This is a genomic window from Pseudomonas sp. UC 17F4 (genome assembly GCF_900101695.1).
GTDB lineage: Bacteria > Pseudomonadota > Gammaproteobacteria > Pseudomonadales > Pseudomonadaceae > Aquipseudomonas.
Map to the genome: position 1 here is coordinate 2,365,411 of NZ_FNKV01000001.1, position 17,544 is coordinate 2,382,954.

Sequence of the window (17,544 nt, forward strand, 5' to 3'; positions counted from 1 at the left end):
AGTCATTGATTTAAATAAATTTATACAGAGGGGTTGACGGCTTATCAAAGCATCCCTAGAATGCGCGCCACTTGCAGCGTAAAGCACACAGCGGAACGCGGCAGGGAGTGAATGTTGTAGCGTGTCCCCTTCGTCTAGTGGCCTAGGACACCGCCCTTTCACGGCGGTAACAGGGGTTCGAGTCCCCTAGGGGACGCCAATGCGGGAATAGCTCAGTTGGTAGAGCACGACCTTGCCAAGGTCGGGGTCGCGAGTTCGAGTCTCGTTTCCCGCTCCAGTTTACAAAGGCTTTGCTTAACGGCAGGGCTTGTAAAAACCCAGCGTCAGATCTTTATGGTTTGAGTTGGTAACTGAAGCATGCATTGCATGTTTCGGGCGTCGTCCCCTTCGTCTAGTGGCCTAGGACACCGCCCTTTCACGGCGGTAACAGGGGTTCGAGTCCCCTAGGGGACGCCATTTTTGCGGGAATAGCTCAGTTGGTAGAGCACGACCTTGCCAAGGTCGGGGTCGCGAGTTCGAGTCTCGTTTCCCGCTCCAAATATGGTGCTCCAGCGTTTGATAACGCTGTAGTGATGGAACAAGGGCGTCAGTGCTTGTTCTTGCCGGTCCGGCCGGTCGCTACAAATTTGCGGGAATAGCTCAGTTGGTAGAGCACGACCTTGCCAAGGTCGGGGTCGCGAGTTCGAGTCTCGTTTCCCGCTCCAAATAAAGAAACGCCGTTCGTTTGAACGGCGTTTTTTTTCGTCTCGATTTTATCCGCTGTCTGCGTGCGGCAGGGCTGTTGTCAGCCCTGCGCAGCTTCATCGCTTAATGCTTGCTGTCGTCGTCCGACATGCTCAGCAGCTGTTTTTCCTGGTTCCAGTCGAAGGGTTCATCATTCTGCTCGGCCTCGAAGCGGCGCTCTTCCAGTTCCTGGTACATGTCCAGTTCGTTCTCCGGCATGAAGTGCAGGCAGTCGCCGCCAAAGAACCACAGCAGGTCGCGCGGTACCAGGTGCGCGACCTGTGGATAACGCTGGATGACCTGGCACATCAGGTCCTGGCCAAGATAGGTGCTTTCCGGATCGACGGGCAGTTGCAGCATCAGATCGTCGAAGCGCTCCAGAAACAACGCGTGGCTTTCTTCCGGCACCTGCTCGGCTTCGCCCAGGGCAACCAGGATGGTGCGCAGGTGGGTGAGCAGGGCGAGATGGTATTCCAGGCGATCGGTAGCCATGCAGGCAGTCCTCTTGAGCAAAAACGGGCGCGGGAGTATACGGCTCCCGGCGCCCGATGTCCCGGCCCTTAGCGAATCTTGCCGTCGGCCGGTAGCAGTTGCTCCTTGTCGAAGGCATCGACATCGATCACCCGCCGGCGTGCCGACTCAGCGGCATGCAGGCTTTGCGCCTCACTGGCTTGCAGCACGCCAGCGTGCAGCGCCGCGTCGATAATCGACTCGCCTGGCGCAGGGTCAACCTGGCCACTCTTGACGGCCTGGTGCAGTTTTTTACGCAGCGGCGCGCCGGCGCTGAGTAAATCGCAGGCCTGTTGCAGGGCGGCAACCGGGTCGCCGTCCGCTTGCGGCCGATAACAACCGGCAAGCAGCTCCTCCAGCGCCGGGTCACCCTTGGCGCGGCCGATCAGTTCGGCAATCTCCGCGTCCAGTTCGTCGCTTGGCCCGGTATGCCGGCGGCCGAAGGGGAACACCACCAGGCGCAGGGCGCAACCGAGCAAGCGGTTGGGGAAGTTGTCGAGCAAGCGGTCCAGGGCTTTTTCGGCTTGGCCAAGGCTCTCCTCCAGGGCCCAACGCAGCAGCGGTTGCAGGTACTCGGGCGAATTCAGGTCGTGGTAACGCTTGAGCGCCGCCGAGCTGAGGTACAAATGACTGAGCACATCGCCCAGGCGCGCCGACAAACGCTCGCGACGCTTGAGTTCGCCGCCCAGGAGCATCATGCACAGGTCGGCGAGCAAGGCGAACGCCGCCGCCTGGCGATTGAGGGCGCGGAAGTAACCTTGGCTTAACGCGTCGCCCGGGACTTTCTCGAAATGGCCCAGGCCCAGGCCGAGCACCAAGGTACTGGCAGCGTTACCGACGGCAAAACCAATATGCTGCATCAGCAGGTGATCGAACTCCTTGAGCGCCTGGTCGTGGTCTTCGCGACTGGCCAGGGCCATTTCCTTGAGTACGAACGGATGGCAGCGAATCGCCCCCTGGCCGAAGATCATCAGGTTGCGCGAGAGGATGTTGGCGCCCTCGACGGTGATGAAGATCGGCGCGCCTTGCCAGTTGCGTCCCAGGTAGTTGTTCGGGCCCATGATGATGCCCTTGCCGCCGTGCACGTCCATGGCGTGCTGGATGCATTCGCGCCCGCGCTCGGTGAGGTGGTACTTGAGAATCGCCGACAGCACCGAGGGTTTTTCGCCCAGGTCCACGGCCTTGGCGGTGAGCAGTCGCGCACTGTCCATCAGGAAGGCGTTGCCGCCAATGCGCGCGAGGGATTCCTGGATACCTTCGAAGGCCGCCAGCGGCACGTTGAACTGCTCACGAATCTGCGCGTACTGGCCGGTCACCAGGCTGGTGTACTTGGCTGCACCAGTGCCCACGGCTGGCAAGGAAATCGAGCGGCCCACCGACAGGCAGTTCATCAGCATCATCCAGCCCTTGCCGAGCATGTCCTGGCCGCCGATGAGAAACTCCAGCGGCACGAACACATCCTTGCCGCTGTTGGGGCCGTTCATGAACGCCGCGCCCAGGGGCAGGTGACGCTTGCCGATTTCGACGCCGGGGGTGTCGGTGGGAATCAGCGCGAGACTAATGCCCAGTTCTTCTTTATCGCCCAGCAGGTGTTCGGGGTCGTAGGCCTTGAAGGCAAGGCCAAGCAGGGTCGCGACCGGTCCGAGGGTGATGTAGCGCTTTTCCCAGTTCAGGCGCAGGCCGATGACTTCCTCGCCTTGCCACTGGCCTTTGCAGATGATCCCGGTGTCGGGCATGGCGCCAGCATCGGAGCCGGCCAGCGGACCGGTGAGGGCGAAGCAGGGGATTTCGTCGCCGCGGGCCAGGCGCGGCAGGTAGTGATTGCGCTGCTCGTCGGTGCCGTAGTGCAGCAGCAGTTCGGCCGGGCCGAGGGAGTTGGGCACCATCACGGTGGAAGCAAGGTCGCCGCTGCGGGTCGCCAGCTTCATTGCCACCTGCGAGTGGGCGTAGGCCGAAAAGCCCTTGCCGCCGTACTCCTTGGGAATGATCAGGGCGAAGAAGCCGTGGCTCTTGATGTGCTCCCAGGCCGCGGGGGGCAAATCCAGGTCCTGGCCAATTTGCCAGTCGCTGACCATGGCGCAGAGTTCTTCGGTGGGGCCGTCGATAAAGGCTTGTTCTTCTTCAGTGAGTTCGGCCTTGGAGTAGCCGAGCAGGGTGTTCCAGTCCGGTCGGCCGCTGAACAGCTCGCCGTCCCACCACACGGTGCCGGCGTCGATGGCTTCGCGTTCGGTCTGCGACATTGGCGGCAAGGTGCGCTGGAACCAGCCGAACAGGGGCGCGGTGAGCACTTTGCGGCGCAGGTCGGGGAGCAGCAGGGGCGCGGCGACGGCGGCCAGCAGCAGCCAGAAAATCGTCAGCAGCCAGCCTGGGGCGTGGCTGAAAATGCCCATCGCCAGCAGGTACAGGGCAACGATGCCCAACGCCGGCAAGGCGGCGATGCGACGGTGGGCCAGGTAAGCCACGCCGATCACCAGGACCACTAACCACAACAGCAACATAGGAATTCCTCCGTGAAACATCGGGGCATTTCGCCATCCATCGAAGCTTAGACCGCATCGGCTAAACGGCTTGTCTGAACAGTGACAGGACATGACCTCAGGAGTTCGCCTGCACGCCAAACGATTGCCAGCGCGAGCGCCTGGAGTAGACTGGGCGACCAGCCAAATCATCAGGGAAACGACATGCTCAAGATCTGGGGCAGGAAGAATTCGTCGAATGTCAGGAAAGCACTGTGGTGCGCCGCAGAGCTTGGTCTTGAGTATGAGTCGATCGATGCCGGTGGCGCATTCGGCCTGGTCAACGAGCCGCAGTACCGGGCGCTGAACCCCAACGGCCTGGTGCCGATGATCGAGGACGACGGCCTGGTGCTGTGGGAGTCCAATGCCATTGTGCGCTACCTGTCGGCGCAGTACGGCTGCGAGTCGGGCTGGTATGAGCAGAACGCACGCAAGCGTGCCGAGGCCGACAAGTGGATGGACTGGGTTACTTCCTCCCTGGCCACGCCGTTCCGGCCGTTGTTCTGGGGCATCCTGCGCACGCCTGCCGATCAGCAGGACTGGGTGGCAATCAATGCCGCACACAAGACCTGCGCGCAGTTGCTGTCGATTGCCGACCAGGCCCTGGCGCACCAGCCGTATTTGTCTGGCGACAAGCTGGGCATGGGCGATATCCCCCTGGGCTGCTTTGCCTACGCCTGGTTCGAGATGCCCATCGAGCGCCCCGAGATGCGCCACCTGCGCGCCTGGTATGAGCGCCTGCAAGAGCGTCCGGCCTATCAGGCGGCGGTGATGACGGCGCTGACCTGATTGACGGTTACCGGGAAAGTGCGGTCAAGCTGATAGTTAATATCGATACACATGACTGTACTTGTCTGGTCTGCACAAGCACCATGCTCCTATTCACTGCGGCTGGCCTCGCCCGGCCGCGTCTAGAACCTTCCACACTGGTACGCGACCCGCTATGAGTTCTGCTCTGTCCATAAGGCAGCTAACCAAAACCTACGGCAACGGTTTCCAGGCCCTCAAGGGCATTGACCTGGATGTCGCCGAAGGTGACTTCTTCGCCTTGCTCGGCCCCAACGGCGCCGGCAAATCCACCACCATCGGCATCCTCTCGACCCTGGTCAACAAGACCAGCGGCAGCGTCAACATCTTTGGTCACGACCTCGATCGCCAGCCCGCCGCGCTCAAGCGCTGCATCGGCGTGGTGCCGCAGGAGTTCAACTTCAACCAGTTTGAAAAGACCTTCGACATTGTCGTCACCCAGGCCGGTTACTACGGTATCCCGGCCAAGGTCGCCAAGGAGCGGGCCGAGCAGTACCTGACCCAGTTGGGCCTGTGGGACAAGCGCGATGTGCCGTCGCGCTCGCTGTCGGGCGGCATGAAACGCCGCCTGATGATCGCCCGCGCGCTGATCCACGAGCCGCGCCTGCTGATCCTCGACGAGCCGACCGCGGGTGTGGATATCGAGCTGCGCCGGTCGATGTGGAGCTTTTTGACCGAGCTCAACCAGAAAGGCATCACCATCATCCTCACCACCCATTACCTGGAAGAGGCTGAGCAGTTGTGCCGTCACATCGGCATCATCGACCACGGCACCATCGTCGAGAACACCAGCATGCGCGCCTTGCTGAGCAAGCTGCATGTCGAGACCTTCCTGCTCGACCTCAAGCAGGACCTGCCCCAGGCGCCAAACCTGGTCGGCTATCCGTGCCGCTTGATCACCCCGCACACCCTGGAAGTGCAAGTTGACAAGGAAGTGGGCATTACTGCGCTGTTCGGCCAGCTGGCGCTGCAGAACATCGAGGTGCAGAGCCTGCGCAACAAGACCAATCGTCTCGAGGAGCTGTTCGTGTCCCTGGTTGAGAAAAACCTGGCAAAGGTGGCGGTATGAGTTCGGAACTGAGCGCCAACCTGGTCGCCCTCAATACCATCGTCTACCGCGAAGTACGCCGTTTTACCCGGATCTGGCCGCAGACCCTGCTGCCCCCGGCGATCACCATGGTTTTGTACTTCGTGATTTTCGGTAACCTGATCGGCCGGCAGATCGGCGACATGGGCGGCTTCACCTACATGGAGTACATCGTCCCGGGGCTGATCATGATGTCGGTGATCACCAACTCCTACGGCAACGTGGTCTCGAGCTTCTTCGGCAGCAAGTTCCAGCGTTCGATCGAGGAACTGATGGTGTCGCCGGTGTCGCCGCATACCATCCTCGTCGGCTACACCCTGGGCGGCGTGTTGCGCGGCTTGGCGGTAGGGGTGATCGTCACCTTGCTGTCGCTGTTCTTCACCGACCTGCAGGTTCATCACCTGGGCGTGACCATTGTCGTGGTGCTGCTGACGGCGACAATCTTCTCGCTGCTGGGCTTCATCAACGCCGTGTTCGCCCGCAACTTCGATGACATCTCGATCATCCCGACCTTCGTGTTGACGCCGCTGACCTACCTGGGCGGGGTGTTCTACTCGATTACCCTGTTGCCGCCGTTCTGGCAGACCGTGTCGATGGCCAACCCGGTATTGCACATGGTCAACTCGTTCCGCTACGGCATTCTCGGCGTGTCGGACATCCGCATCGGCGTCGCCATCAGCTTCATGCTGGTCGCCACGGCAGTGCTGTATATCGGCTGCGCGCGGTTACTGGTCAGTGGGCGAGGAATGCGCACCTGATTGTTTGACCTTGCGCCGGCGCCACTGCCTGCCGACCCACCAGCGCCAGTAGAGCATGGTCAGGCAGTAGGCGAGGGCGCCGAGCAGCACGCCACACACCACTGAGCCGAGCAGGAACGGCTGCCACAGGGTCGACAGCTGGTCGGTGATCCACTCGAAGGTCAGTTCTTCAGGCAGGGTGCGTGGTGGGATCTGCATCAGCCAGGCGCCCATCTGGTAGGTGCAGAAGAACACCGGCGGCATGGTGATCGGGTTGGTCAGCCACACCAGGCTGACCGCGATCGGCATGTTGCCGCGGACCATGATCGCCAGGCTTGCGGCCAGCAGCATTTGCATCGGAATCGGAATGAAAGCGGCGAACAGGCCGACAGCCATGGCGCGCGCAACCGAATGCCGGTTGAGGTGCCAGAGGTTGGGGTCGTGCAACAGCCGGCCGAGAAAGCGTAAGGATTTGTGTTCCCTGATGCTGGTCGGATCGGGCATGTAGCGTTTGAAGAGACGACGCGGCATGTGGGGTCTCGGCAATCTGAAGGGTGCCAGTATGCACGGATTCTAAAAGTGCCTTATTCAGACTTTGTGACAATTATTTAGCGAGCGGTTGCCGTCACTGATCTAAGCCTCAGGGGGTGGTTTACTTCTGGAGCTTCACGCTTATGCGCACAGGGATGTTGGCGCTTGCACTCGGGCTGCTCAGCCTCGGGTTCCTGCCGGCTTTGCCGCCCGTCTGGATACTTGTCCTGCTGGCAATTGCCGGGCTTTGCTGCCTGCCTACGCGGCTGTGGCCCGCCGGGCTGTTTCTGCTGGGCTTGAGCTGGGCCTGTGTCTCGGCGCAATGGGCGTTGGATGAGCGCCTGGCGGCGCAGTTCGATGGCCGTACCCTGTGGATAGAGGGCCGGGTTACTGGTTTGCCGGAGCAGGGTGCGCGCTCGGTGAGGTTCGAGTTGAGCGATGCCGAGTCGCGCCGGGGGCAATTGCCAAGGCGCATGCAGCTCAGCTGGTTCGGCGGCCCGGCGGTCAATAGCGGTGAATACTGGCGTTTGGCAGTCAGCCTCAAGCGCCCCGCAGGTTTGCTCAATCCTCACGGCCCGGACCAGGAGGCCAACCTGTTGGCCCGGCGCATCGGCGCCACCGGCAGCGTCAAGGCCGGCGAGCGGCTGCTGCCGGCAACGGCGGCCTGGCGGGATGATCTGCGCCAGCGCTTGCTCAGCGTTGATGCCCAGGGCCGGGAGGCGGCGCTGGTGGCCTTGATACTCGGCGATGGCGGCGCTTTGGCGCGCCAGGACTGGCAAGCGCTGCAGGCCACCGGCACGGTGCACTTGCTGGTGATTTCCGGCCAGCATATTGGCCTGTTGGCCGGGCTGGTATACGCCTTGATTGCCGGGCTGGCGCGCCTGGGCTGGTGGCCGCAACGGCTACCCTGGCTGCCTTGGGCCTGTGCGCTGGCCTTTGCCGCAGCACTGGCCTATGGCTTGCTGGCCGGGTTTCAGGTGCCGGTGCAGCGCGCCTGCATGATGTTGGCCATGGTGCTGCTCTGGCGCCTGCGCTTTCGTCACCTGGGTGTCGGGCTGCCGTTGTTGCTGGCGCTCGATGCAGTGCTGCTGTGGGAACCATTGGCCAGCTTGCAGCCGGGCTTCTGGCTGTCGTTCATGGCCGTGGCCATTCTGATCTTCACCTTCAGCGGCCGCCTTGGCGCCTGGAACCCCTGGCTGGCCTGGAGTCGCGCCCAGTGGTTGATCGCCATCGGCTTGCTGCCGGTGCTGCTGGCGCAAGGTTTGCCGGTGAGCCTGACGGCGCCGCTGATCAATCTGCTGGCAGTGCCGTGGATCAGCCTTGCGGTGTTGCCAATGGCGTTGCTCGGCACTGTGTTGCTGCCGGTGCCGCTTCTGGGGGAAGGCTTGCTGTGGCTTGCCGGCGGCCTGCTCGACGGCTTGTTTCGCTTGCTGGCGCATGTGGCGGTTTGGCAACCGGCCTGGATCCCAGAACCATTGCCGTTCTGGGCCTGGTTGCTGGTGTGCCTGGGGGCATTGCTGGTGTTGTTGCCGCGCGGCATACCGATGCGGGTGCTGGGCTGGCCATTGTTGCTGTTGGCGGTGTTTGCGCCCCGAGAGCGCGTGCCGCAGGGGCAGGTAGAGGTCTGGCAGCTGGATGTCGGCCAGGGGCTGGCCTTTGTGCTGCGCACCCGGCACCACGCCATGTTGTATGACGCCGGCCCGGCCATGGGCGATTTCGATCTGGGCGAGCGGGTAGTGCTACCCAGCTTGCGCAAGCTGGGGGTAAGCAAGCTCGACCTGATGTTGCTCAGCCACGCCGACGCCGATCACGCCGGGGGCGCCCGCGCCGTGCAGCGCGGTTTGCCGGTGCTGCGGGTGCAGGCTGGTGAGGCTGCGGCCTTGCCTGAAGTGCTGCAAGCGCAGCCGTGCAGCAGCGGCGAACGCTGGCAGTGGGACGGGGTGAGTTTTTCACTGTGGCAGTGGCAGGATGCTGGCGACAGCAACCAGGATTCCTGTGTGCTGCTGGTCGAGGCAAATGGCGAAAAACTGCTGCTCACCGGCGATCTCGATGCCCGCGGCGAACGGGCTTGGGCGCGGGACTGGCAGGCGACCACGGTCGACTGGTTGCAATCGCCCCATCACGGCAGTCGCAGCTCCTCCAGCGAGGCCTTGTTGAAGGCTACTACCCCGCGCGGCGTGCTGATCTCGCGCGGGCGCTACAACGCCTTCGGGCATCCGCACCCGGAAGTCATGGCGCGCTATCGGACGCACGGTATTCAGGCCTATGACAATGTCGACCACGGTGCCTTGCGCCTGCGCCTGGGTGTGTTCGGCGAGCCTGAGGGGTTGCGTGCCCAGCGGCGTTTCTGGCGTGAACCGAGATGACGACCTTCGGCAGATGAGCCCCCTGGGGTCCTATGGTAAAGTGGCGGACTTTTTCGAGGGGATGCTTACTGTGTGGGAATTGGTCAAGTCCGGTGGCTGGATGATGCTGCCGATCATTCTGAGTTCCATCGCTGCCATGGCGATCGTCGCCGAGCGTCTCTGGACCTTGCGCGCCAGCCGGGTCACGCCACCGCACCTGCTGGGCCAGGTGTGGATGTGGATCAAGGACAAACAGCTCACCAGTGACAAGCTCAAGGCCCTGCGCGCCGATTCGCCGCTGGGCGAGATCCTTGCCGCAGGCCTGGCCAACTCGCGCCATGGCCGCGAAATCATGAAGGAATGCATCGAAGAGGCCGCAGCGCGTGTCATTCACGAGCTGGAGCGCTACATCAACGCCCTGGGCACCATCGCCGCCATGGCGCCGCTGCTGGGCTTGCTCGGCACCGTGCTGGGCATGATCGACATCTTCAGCGCCTTCATGGGTACCGGCATGACCACCAATGCCGCAGTGCTCGCCGGCGGTATCTCCAAGGCACTGATCACCACCGCGGCCGGCCTGATGGTCGGTATTCCGTCGGTGTTCTTCCACCGTTTCCTGCAGCGTCGTATCGACGAGCTGGTGGTCGGTATGGAGCAGGAAGCGATCAAGCTGGTCGAAGTGGTGCAGGGCGACCGTGATGTCGACCTGGCCGAGGGCAAGGCGTGAAATTCCGGCGCAAGCCACGGGAGACCGTGGACATCAACCTGGCCTCGCTGATCGACGTGGTGTTCATCCTGCTGCTGTTTTTCGTGGTCACCACCACCTTCACTCGCGAAACCCAGTTGCGTGTCGAGCTGCCGGAGTCGGTCAGCGGCGCGCCGGCACCGGATTCGGAGCTCAAGCAACTGGACATCACCATCAGCGCCGACGGCGTCTATTCGGTGAACAACCACCTGTTGCCCAAGAGCGACCTGGCGACCCTCATTGAAGCCCTGCAGCAGGAATCCGCAGGGGACACCAAACTGCCGTTGTCGATCAGCGCCGACGGCAAGACCCCGCACCAGGCGGTGGTGACTGCCATGGATGCGGCCGGCAAGCTCGGTTTCAGCCAGTTGCGCATGACCACGGTCGAGGCGGCTCAGGGGACGCCCTGATGGCCTTTGCCGATCGTCTGCTCGATGCCTGGTACGCCGGGCATCCGGCCCTGGCGCTGCTGCGTCCGCTCGAAGCCCTCTATCGTCGCGTGGTGCTGGGCAAGCGCGCGCGCTTTCTCAGTGGCGAGAGCCCCAGCTACCGCGCGCCGGTGCCGGTCATCGTGGTGGGCAACATCACCGTCGGCGGCACCGGCAAGACACCGATGATCCTCTGGTTGATCGAGCATTGCCGCCAGCAGGGCCTGCGTGTCGGCGTGGTCAGCCGTGGCTATGGCGCCAGGCCGCCACAGTTGCCGTGGCGCGTGCGTGCCGAGCAAAGCGCGGCTGAGGCGGGTGATGAACCTTTGCTGATCGTCCAGCGCAGCGGCGTGCCGCTGATGATCGACCCGGACCGTTCGCGTGCGGTTCAGGCATTGCTGGCCAGCGAGCCGCTGGACCTGATCCTGTGTGACGACGGCATGCAACATTACCGCCTGGCCCGCGACCTGGAGCTGGTGTTGATCGATGCCGCCCGTGGCCTGGGTAACCGCCGCTGCCTGCCGGCCGGCCCCCTGCGCGAGCCGGTGGAACGCCTGCAGGACGTCGACGCGGTGCTTTACAACGGCGCCACGACCGACCGCGAAGACGGTTTTGCCTTTGCCCTGCAACCTACTGCACTGGTCAACCTGCGCAGTGGCGAGCGCCGTGGCCTCGACTTCTTTGAGCCAGGCCAGGCCGTGCACGCGGTGGCCGGCATTGGCAACCCGCAACGTTTCTTCAATACCTTGCAGGGGCTAAACTGGCGACCTGTGCCACACCCTTTTGCCGATCATGCCCAATACAGCGCCCAGGCCCTGAGCTTCAGCCCTGCGCTGCCCCTGGTCATGACCGAGAAGGACGCGGTCAAATGCCGCGCCTTCGCTGCCGACGACTGGTGGTACCTTGCGGTCGATGCTGTGCCTTCGCCGGCCTTCAAGGCCTGGTTCGACACACAGCTTGCACGCTTGCTGCCCGGGTCGCGGCCCTCCTGATTCGTTTCTTTTTCCGGCCACTGGCCTGAGGAATTTCCATGGACACCAAACTGCTCGATATCCTTGCCTGCCCGATCTGCAAGGGCCCGCTCAAGCTCAGCGCCGACAAGACCGAGCTGATCAGCAAGGGCGCGGGTCTGGCCTATCCGATCCGCGACGGTATCCCGGTGATGCTCGAAAGCGAAGCCCGTACCCTGACCGATGACGAGCGTCTGGACAAATGAGCCTGGCCTTTACCGTTGTGATTCCGGCGCGGCTGCGCTCCACGCGCTTGCCCGGCAAGCCGTTGCTGCCGATTGCCGGCAAGCCGATGATCCAGCACGTCTGGGAACAGGCTCGCAAAAGCAGCGCCAACCGTGTGGTAATCGCCACCGACGACGCGGATATCTTCAAGGCCTGCGAGGCCTTTGGCGCTGAAGTGCTGATGACCCGCGAAGACCATGACTCCGGTACCGACCGTTTGGCTGAAGTCGCCGCCAAGCTGGGCCTGGCTGCCGATGCCATCGTGGTCAACGTGCAGGGTGACGAGCCGCTGATTCCGCCGGTGATCATCGATCAGGTGGCGGCCAACCTGGCGGCCCATCCGGAGGCCGGCATCGCCACCCTGGCCGAGCCGATCAGTGACGTCGAAGCGCTGTTCAATCCCAATGCGGTCAAGGTGGTCAGCGATTGCAATGGCCTGGCCCTGACGTTCAGCCGCGCACCGTTGCCCTGGGCGCGGGATGCCTTTGCCCAGAACCGTGAGCAGATGCCGCAAGGCGTGCCGTACCGTCGCCACATCGGCATGTACGCCTATCGCGCCGGCTTCCTGCAGGACTTCGTCGCCTGGGGCCCGTGCTGGCTGGAGAAGGCCGAATCGCTGGAGCAGTTGCGGGCGCTCTGGCATGGCGTGCGTATTCACGTTGCCGATGCCATCGATGCGCCGCCCGTGGGCGTCGATACCCCTGAAGACCTGGAGCGCGTACGGCGCTTGCTGGAGGCCTGATGCGGGTTTTGTTCGTGTGCCTGGGCAATATCTGCCGCTCGCCTACCGCCGAAGGCGTGCTGCGTCAGCAATTGCGCGCCGAAGGCCTGGCCGAACTGGTCGAAGTGGCGTCGGCCGGCACTGGCGACTGGCATGTCGGCAAGCAGCCGGATGCGCGCACCTGCCGCACCGCGCGCATTCGTGGCTATGACTTGTCGCAGCAGCGTGCGCAGCAAATCAAGGCCGCGCACTTCAATGACTACGACCTGATCCTGGCTATGGACAAGAGCAATCTTGGCCATCTGCAGGGCATGCGCCCGGCCACGGCCAAAGCCGAGCTGGACCTGTTCCTGCGCCGCTATGACGGCGCGCTGGATGAGGTGCCGGATCCTTACTACGGCGCCGAGGAGGATTTCGAACAGGTCCTCGACCTGATCGAAATCGCCTGCAGCCGTTTGGTCACCGAACTCAAGGGTCGTCTATGAGCGGGCAGTGGCAGCAACAAGTTTCGCTCAAGCCATTTAACACCTTCGGTATCGACGTTAAGGCCCAGTTTTTCACTGAAGCCCACGACGACGAAGAGGCTCGTCAGGCCTTGGCCCAGGCGGCTGATCAGGGAGTACCGGTGCTGGTGGTGGGAGGCGGTAGCAACTTGTTGCTGACTGCCGATATCCAGGCGCTGGTGCTGCGCATGGCCAGCCGTGGCCTGCGCATCTTGTCTGACGATGGTGAGCGGGTGGTGGTCGAGGCCGAAGCTGGCGAACCCTGGCACCCGTTTGTGCAATGGAGTCTGGCCCAAGGCCTGGCCGGGCTTGAGAACCTCAGCCTGATTCCGGGCACGGTCGGCGCCGCGCCGATGCAGAACATTGGCGCCTATGGCGTCGAGATCAAGGACGTGTTCGCCGGGCTCACCGCACTGGATCGCCAGACGGGCAAGCTGCGCGACTTCAGCCTGCAAGAGTGCGCCTTCGCCTACCGCGACAGCCTGTTCAAGCGCAATCCTGGGCGCTGGTTGATCCTGCGGGTGCGCTTTGCCTTGAGCCGGCTCATGCATGCCCACCTGGATTACGGTCCGGTGCGCCAGCGCCTGAACGAGCAAGGCATCAGCCAGCCGACTGCGCAAAATGTCAGTGATGCGATTTGCAGCATCCGCCGGGAAAAACTGCCTGACCCGGTCGAGCTGGGCAATGCCGGAAGTTTCTTCAAGAACCCGGTGGTGGCAGCTGTGCTGGCCGACAAGATCCGTTTGCAGTATCCGGGGCTGGTGGCTTATCCACAGGCTGATGGCCAGTTCAAGCTGGCTGCCGGCTGGCTGATCGAACAGGCGGGCTGGAAGGGCCATCGCGAAGGCGATGCCGGGGTGCACCGATTGCAGTCGCTGGTGCTGGTCAACTATGGCCAGGCCACCGGTGTGCAGTTGCATCAGTTGGCGCAGAAGATCCAGGCCGATATCCTCGAGCGTTTCGGGGTTGAGCTGGAGATGGAGCCAAACCTTTATTAACGCTCCCAACGGCAATAAAAAAGCCCCGCCAGTCACCTGGCGGGGCTTTTTTTCAGCCTGGAAGATCAGACGAGCGGTTTGTGCTCTTCTTTTTCTTCAACCACTTCTTCAGCCGGTGCAGCAGGCGCCTCTTCAGCGACTACAGCAGCGCTGGCTTCGGCGGCGGCCACTGCAGCAGCGGCTGCGGCAGCTTCGGCTTCACGCTTGCGACGGCGTACTTCACGTGGGTCGTTCGGTGCGCGACCGTTGCTGGTCAGAGCACTGGCAGGAGCTTCAATCGCTGGCTCTTCAACCGCTGCAGGCTCGGCAACTACTGGCGCAGGCGCTTCGACCACTTCAGCAACGACTACCGGCTCGGCCACTACAGGTGCCTGGACTTCAGGCGCTGGCTCGACCGCAGCAACCGGCTCGACCACTTCAGCCGGGGCAGCAACAGGGGCTTCGATAACCGGCGCGATGCTGGTTTCTACGGCTTCTGCTGCTTCGACCGGGGCAGTGAAGGGCTGTTCGACAACCGGCGCGGCAGCGACTTCAGCGACCTGGGCAGTTTCTACCACTTCGGTTGCTTCAGTTGCTTGAACCACTTCGGCGACTTCAGCCGCTTCAACGACTGGCTGAGTTGCTTCGACGACGGTTTCGCTGGCCGCGACTTCAACAACCGCCTGCTCTTCGACAGTAGCGGTGGCGCGTTCAGCCTGCTGGTTGGCTTGGGCTTCGGCAGCGGCGCTGATGTTGCTGGTGGCAACAGCGGCGGTCACGGCCAGGCCTGCGGCCAGTTCAGCACCCAGTTCGCTGGCTTGAGGCTGCTCGTCGCTGCCGTCTTCCGAACCTTCTACCAGGTTACCGTTGGCATCGCGTTGACGCTCACGACGGTTGCTGCGACGACGCTGGCCACGGGAGCGGCGGCGGGGGCGTTCGCCTTCGGTACCTTCCTGGTTGTCATCCTGCAGCAGCTCTTCGTTCGGCAGTTGCTCTTCAGCAGCGTCGGCAGCCTGTTCGGCCGGGCGCGGCTGGCGTTCTTCACGCGGTGGGCGCGGAGCGCGCTCTTCGCGTGGGGCACGCTCTTCACGCGGTGCACGTTCTTCGCGCGGTGCGCGCTCTTCACGTGGGGCGCGTTCTTCGCGTGGAGCACGTTCTTCACGAGGCTGGCGCTCTTCACGTGGGGCGCGCTCAGGGCGTTCTTCACGGACCGCCGGGGTAGCAGCGTCCAGCGGCTCGCGCAGTTCGCGGACCGGACGCTCTTCACGGGAGCGGCGCTCTTCACGTGGGGCGCGAGCTTGACGCTCTTCGCGCGGCTGGCGTGGTGCACGTTCTTCGCGGGCCGGTGCTTCTTCGCGGGCTTCGCGAGGCTGACGCTCTTCACGCGGGGCGCGCTCGGCACGCTCTTCACGCGGCTTGCGGTCTTCGTCGCGACGTCCGTTGCGGTTGCGGCTCTGCTGGCGACCGTTGCGGCGCTCTTCGTTGCGCTGCGGGCGTTCGGTGGCGGGCTTCTCGGCAACCACAGGGGCGGCGGCAGGCTCGTCCTTGCCGGCGAACAGGCTGACCAACGACTTCACCAGGCCTTTGAACAGGCTTGGCTCAGGAGCGTGGACTGGAGCAGCCACTGGCGCGGCAGCTTCGGCAGGTACTGGAGCATTGGCGCGGGCCGGAGCGGTCTTGACCGCAGCTTCCTGGCGCACCAGGGTGCGGGTAGCGGCAGTCGGCTGGACTTCTTCGGTCTCGGCGGCGGCGATTTCGTAGCTGGACTGGCTGCTCAGGGCTTCCGGGCTGTCGTCGCGCAGGCGCTGGACTTCGAAATGCGGGGTTTCCAGGTGGTCGTTCGGCAGGATGACGATACGCGCCCGGGTGCGCAGCTCGATCTTGGTGATCGAATTGCGTTTCTCGTTGAGCAGGAAGGCGGCAACCGGAATCGGCACTTGCGCGCGGACTTCGGCGGTGCGGTCTTTCAGGGCTTCTTCTTCGATCAGGCGCAGGATGGCCAGCGACAGCGATTCGACGTCACGGATGATGCCGGTGCCGCTGCAGCGTGGGCAGACGATGCCGCTGCTTTCGCCCAGCGAAGGACGCAGGCGCTGACGGGACATTTCCAGCAGGCCGAAGCGCGAGATGCGCCCAACCTGTACGCGGGCACGGTCGGCTTCCAGGCATTCGCGGACTTTTTCTTCCACGGCGCGCTGGTTCTTGGCCGGGGTCATGTCGATGAAGTCGATCACGATCAGGCCGCCGATATCACGCAGGCGCAGCTGGCGGGCGATTTCCTCAGCCGCTTCCAGGTTGGTCTGCAGGGCGGTTTCCTCGATGTCGCTGCCTTTGGTGGCGCGCGCCGAGTTGATGTCGATGGAGACCAGGGCCTCGGTCGGGTCGATAACGATCGAGCCGCCGGACGGCAGGTCGACGACGCGCTGGAAGGCGGTCTCGATCTGGCTTTCGATCTGGAAGCGGTTGAACAGCGGCACGCTGTCTTCATACAGCTTGATCTTGCTGGCGTACTGCGGCATGACCTGGCGGATGAAGGTCAGGGCTTCTTCCTGGGCGTCGATGCTGTCGATCAGTACTTCGCCGATGTCCTGACGCAGGTAGTCACGGATGGCGCGGATGATGACGTTGCTTTCCTGGTAGATCAGGAATGGCGCGGCGCGGTCCTGGGAAGCTTCCTTGATCGCGGTCCACAGCTGCAGCAGGTAGTCGAGGTCCCACTGCATTTCTTCGCTGCTGCGGCCAAGGCCGGCAGTGCGCACGATCAGGCCCATGTCGGCAGGGGCGACCAGGCCGTTGAGGGCTTCGCGCAGTTCGTTGCGCTCTTCGCCTTCGATACGACGGGAGATGCCGCCGGCACGCGGGTTGTTCGGCATCAGCACCAGGTAGCGACCGGCCAGGCTGATGAAGGTGGTCAGGGCGGCGCCCTTGTTGCCGCGCTCTTCTTTCTCGACCTGGACGATGACTTCCTGGCCTTCGCTGAGCACTTCCTTGATGTTCACCCGGCCTTCGGGCGACTTCTTGAAGTATTCGCGGGAGATTTCCTTCAGCGGCAGGAAGCCGTGACGCTCGGAGCCGAAGTCGACGAAAGCGGCTTCCAGGCTAGGTTCGATCCGGGTGATCCGGCCTTTGTAGATGTTGGCCTTCTTCTGCTCACGCGCGCCGGACTCGATGTCCAGGTCGTAGAGACGTTGGCCGTCCACCAGAGCTACACGCAACTCTTCGGGTTGAGTCGCGTTAATCAGCATTCTTTTCATGTAATACCGTCGGTTTCCGGGCTGCCGGAAACGGCGTTCGGCACACACGACTTCTCACGGTCTGTGTCAGGTGCGCAAGGGGTGGCGGGCCACCCCCGTGTCCAGCAACTTTCGAGTCCGACTGGTCACCCAGTACTGCCGAAGTCGCGACGACGCGTCCTGCTTGCTGTGGTGTCAAATGCACTCAGTCAGGAGGAGGAATCAGCCTTCGGCCGTGGACGCCCGTGGGGCATCTTGATCAAGACCGGGTCCGGTCGCCTGGCCAATAGGCCGGTGGACTGGACGCAGTACTACACGGTCCGACGGTTGTGCATCTCCACCCTACACGTATCCCTGATAATTCGGGTGCTGCCGCGCGCTGAATCCGCAACGGGTTGCATTTTCGCCAGCTCCATACGGGAGCCCGCGCCTTTTATGTCCAAGGC

15 protein-coding genes and 5 tRNA genes are annotated in these 17,544 nt (G+C 63.2%); 16 read left to right on the forward strand and 4 right to left on the reverse strand.

What is annotated here, in order from left to right; all coding sequences use genetic code 11:
• Positions 1-123: 123 nt before the first annotated feature.
• From BLR26_RS10985 to BLR26_RS11005, 5 genes are all read left to right on the forward strand, one after another.
• Positions 124-199 (forward strand) — tRNA-Glu (locus BLR26_RS10985).
• Between the two features lie 2 nt (positions 200-201).
• Positions 202-277: transfer RNA gene (locus tag BLR26_RS10990), tRNA-Gly, on the forward strand.
• 103 nt (positions 278-380) lie between these two features.
• Positions 381-456 (forward strand) — tRNA-Glu (locus BLR26_RS10995).
• A 5-nt stretch (positions 457-461) separates the two neighbouring features.
• Positions 462-537: transfer RNA gene (locus tag BLR26_RS11000), tRNA-Gly, on the forward strand.
• A gap of 91 nt (positions 538-628) precedes the next feature.
• Positions 629-704: transfer RNA gene (locus tag BLR26_RS11005), tRNA-Gly, on the forward strand.
• Positions 705-807: 103 nt separating this feature from the next.
• On the opposite strand, the gene BLR26_RS11010 is transcribed toward BLR26_RS11005, so the two are convergent.
• Together BLR26_RS11010 and BLR26_RS11015 are read right to left on the reverse strand one after the other, a co-directional pair.
• Complete coding sequence (locus BLR26_RS11010; protein WP_045195203.1) at positions 808-1,215, reverse strand: PA2817 family protein; 408 nt, start codon at positions 1,213-1,215, stop codon at positions 808-810.
• A 68-nt stretch (positions 1,216-1,283) separates the two neighbouring features.
• Positions 1,284-3,731, reverse strand: a complete 2,448-nt coding sequence (locus tag BLR26_RS11015) for an acyl-CoA dehydrogenase (RefSeq protein ID WP_093380558.1) — start codon at positions 3,729-3,731, stop codon at positions 1,284-1,286.
• Between the two features lie 183 nt (positions 3,732-3,914).
• Here BLR26_RS11015 and BLR26_RS11020 point away from each other — a divergent pair, with 183 nt between their 5' ends.
• From BLR26_RS11020 to BLR26_RS11030, 3 genes are all read left to right on the forward strand, one after another.
• A complete protein-coding gene (locus BLR26_RS11020) occupies positions 3,915-4,538 on the forward strand; it encodes a glutathione S-transferase (protein ID WP_093380561.1) in 624 nt (207 codons plus the stop codon).
• Positions 4,539-4,692: 154 nt separating this feature from the next.
• Complete coding sequence (locus BLR26_RS11025) at positions 4,693-5,625, forward strand: ABC transporter ATP-binding protein (RefSeq protein ID WP_045195197.1); 933 nt, start codon at positions 4,693-4,695, stop codon at positions 5,623-5,625.
• Positions 5,622-6,401, forward strand: a complete 780-nt coding sequence (locus tag BLR26_RS11030) for an ABC transporter permease (RefSeq protein ID WP_045195195.1) — start codon at positions 5,622-5,624, stop codon at positions 6,399-6,401. The genes BLR26_RS11025 and BLR26_RS11030 overlap by 4 nt, the downstream gene beginning before the upstream one ends.
• Here the strand turns inward: BLR26_RS11030 and BLR26_RS11035 are convergent.
• Positions 6,369-6,911, reverse strand: coding sequence for a DUF2062 domain-containing protein (locus tag BLR26_RS11035; protein ID WP_045195193.1), 543 nt, complete (start codon positions 6,909-6,911; stop codon positions 6,369-6,371). The genes BLR26_RS11030 and BLR26_RS11035 overlap by 33 nt on opposite strands.
• Positions 6,912-7,054: 143 nt before the next feature.
• Here BLR26_RS11035 and BLR26_RS11040 point away from each other — a divergent pair, with 143 nt between their 5' ends.
• The 8 genes from BLR26_RS11040 (at position 7,055) to murB (ending at position 13,886) form a co-directional block, all read left to right on the forward strand.
• The gene (locus tag BLR26_RS11040) at positions 7,055-9,277 is read left to right on the forward strand and encodes a DNA internalization-related competence protein ComEC/Rec2 (RefSeq protein ID WP_093380563.1); all 2,223 of its coding nucleotides are present in this window, start codon (positions 7,055-7,057) and stop codon (positions 9,275-9,277) included.
• Positions 9,278-9,347: 70 nt separating this feature from the next.
• Entirely contained in the window at positions 9,348-9,983 is a 636-nt protein-coding gene (locus tag BLR26_RS11045; protein WP_176794233.1) for a MotA/TolQ/ExbB proton channel family protein, read from the forward strand.
• The gene (locus BLR26_RS11050) at positions 9,980-10,411 is read left to right on the forward strand and encodes an ExbD/TolR family protein (protein WP_045195189.1); all 432 of its coding nucleotides are present in this window, start codon (positions 9,980-9,982) and stop codon (positions 10,409-10,411) included. The genes BLR26_RS11045 and BLR26_RS11050 overlap by 4 nt, the downstream gene beginning before the upstream one ends.
• Entirely contained in the window at positions 10,411-11,421 is a 1,011-nt protein-coding gene (lpxK, locus tag BLR26_RS11055) for a tetraacyldisaccharide 4'-kinase (RefSeq protein ID WP_093380565.1), read from the forward strand. Before BLR26_RS11050 ends, lpxK begins: the two co-directional genes overlap by 1 nt.
• A 38-nt stretch (positions 11,422-11,459) precedes the next feature.
• Positions 11,460-11,645: a Trm112 family protein gene (locus tag BLR26_RS11060; RefSeq protein ID WP_038994143.1), complete on the forward strand. Its 186-nt coding sequence runs from the start codon at positions 11,460-11,462 to the stop codon at positions 11,643-11,645.
• Complete coding sequence (gene kdsB, locus BLR26_RS11065) at positions 11,642-12,406, forward strand: 3-deoxy-manno-octulosonate cytidylyltransferase (protein WP_093380567.1); 765 nt, start codon at positions 11,642-11,644, stop codon at positions 12,404-12,406. The genes BLR26_RS11060 and kdsB overlap by 4 nt, the downstream gene beginning before the upstream one ends.
• Positions 12,406-12,870, forward strand: coding sequence for a low molecular weight protein-tyrosine-phosphatase (locus BLR26_RS11070; protein ID WP_045195182.1), 465 nt, complete (start codon positions 12,406-12,408; stop codon positions 12,868-12,870). The genes kdsB and BLR26_RS11070 overlap by 1 nt, the downstream gene beginning before the upstream one ends.
• Positions 12,867-13,886, forward strand: coding sequence for a UDP-N-acetylmuramate dehydrogenase (murB, locus tag BLR26_RS11075; RefSeq protein ID WP_093380570.1), 1,020 nt, complete (start codon positions 12,867-12,869; stop codon positions 13,884-13,886). The genes BLR26_RS11070 and murB overlap by 4 nt, the downstream gene beginning before the upstream one ends.
• A 65-nt stretch (positions 13,887-13,951) precedes the next feature.
• Here the strand turns inward: murB and rne are convergent, their stop codons facing one another.
• Complete coding sequence (gene rne, locus BLR26_RS11080; protein ID WP_093380573.1) at positions 13,952-17,119, reverse strand: ribonuclease E; 3,168 nt, start codon at positions 17,117-17,119, stop codon at positions 13,952-13,954.
• Positions 17,120-17,544 lie beyond the last annotated feature (425 nt).